At 26.1% G+C, this 1,722-nt stretch carries 1 protein-coding gene and 1 tRNA gene; both read right to left on the minus strand.

Translation table 11 applies throughout. The annotated features are described in order from the left end of the window. Window positions 1-204: 204 nt before the first annotated feature. Complete coding sequence (gene truD, locus BGI41_RS07985) at window positions 205-1,488, minus strand: tRNA pseudouridine(13) synthase TruD (protein ID WP_088540171.1); 1,284 nt, start codon at window positions 1,486-1,488, stop codon at window positions 205-207. Between the two features lie 68 nt (window positions 1,489-1,556). After that, window positions 1,557-1,630: transfer RNA gene (locus tag BGI41_RS07990), tRNA-Arg, on the minus strand. Between the last annotated feature and the right edge of the window lie 92 nt (window positions 1,631-1,722).

A 1,722-nucleotide genomic window follows, 5' to 3' on the forward strand; every position in this document is an offset into this window, starting at 1 on the left:
CATGTATATGTAAATACTAATTTTTTAGAATTTAAAATAAAACTAATTTTTATTTAAAAATTTAAATAAAATATTAAAAAAGAATCAAATTATTACAATTATTTAAATAAAAAGTTTAAAAAAAATAGAAAAAATAAAATGTTTAATTATCTAAATAAAAAAAACATTATACAATAGTCACTTAAAAATTTAAGAATATAAAAATTATACAACATCAACTTTCATGATTTCTCTTAAAACTGCTGTTGCATAAGAACCTTTATTAATTGAAAATTCAACAGATATTCCATCTTCAATTACATCAACATTTGTATTCCATACTTGGAATCTCATAGAACGTCTTAAACCATGACTACCTAATTTAGGCATTTTAGGACATTCAAAATCATCTTTAGTTAAACCATAACTATCTAAAACTTCTTTTTCCATTTCACCAACTATTCCACCTGCAAATGGTACCTTTGTACCATATAAAGGAGAAGTTGGATTTGCTTTGAAATTAGTAATTAATTCTTGATATTCATCAGGTGTTTTATCTCTTATAATAGCTTCATCATTATCAATTACAATATCCCCTTCAATATATTTATCAATACCCATTGCAACTCTCCTACTTACAACATCATTAAATAAATAAGATTGATAAGCATGAACAAACATTCTTTGAAGAGGTTTTGGAAGACTTAAAAGAGCACTTTTATATGATTTATCATTAAGTTCTCCAAATTTATTATAATCATGAATAAGTTGTCTTAACATCATTTTTTCATAACGCATTCCACCATGCATTAATTCTAATGATTTTTCCATATCTCCATCATCAAATGCTTGTCTTGCTTTTTGACTATCTGGAGATTCAGAATCAGAAGGATTACCAATATATAATTCTACTGCTTTTTTAAGATTATTTTGTACTAATGCTTCACCTACTAAATGTGTAGTAGTTCTTGGTTTACCAAATCTTTGCCAACCAAAATAATTAGGAACACCAGTTTTTTCTAACTGTTTTAATACATCACGTGCTATTTCTGCAGCATCCTCTAAATTTTGAACATTATCATTAAATTCAATATGTTTAATATTAATTTTAAATTTATTTCCTTTAAGTTGACCCATCCTTAATTTTTTATGGCCTCTTACTACTTTAAGAAATTTAGTATTATGAATATTATCTTTTAAATCTAAAACTTCTTGAAGTTTTTCATCAGATTCCATATTAGAAATACATATCCATTGACGAGTTATAGCTTTTTTATCTTTCATTCCTGCAAAACCAGTACGTTTACGACTAATATGTAAATCTCTTGAAATATCCAAAACAACATCTAAAGTAGTTCTTCCAAGTTTTTCTATCCATATCCATATATTTGGACCTTCTCCTTCCGGAAGATGTTCTGGAATTTCCTCAACATAAAAATCCTCATATCTATCTCTAATTACTCCACCAATCCCTGGATTATCTGTAACATATGTATTTGCATTAAGCATAATATCTAAAACCTAAAATCATTAAAATAGTATAAAATTAAGAAACTAAGAAAAAATAAAAATAGTTATGCCCTGGCCGGGATTTGAACCCGGGGAATAGGATCCGCAATCCTACGTGTTATCCAAACTACACCACCAGGGCATTTAAATAAAAATTAAAAAAATGCTTTTATAAAATTTTACAATGTAAAACTTCATATATATTAAAAGTTAGTATTTTATAATATTTAAAAC

It is taken from the genome of Methanobrevibacter sp. 87.7 (assembly GCF_002208625.1).
GTDB lineage: Archaea > Methanobacteriota > Methanobacteria > Methanobacteriales > Methanobacteriaceae > Methanarmilla.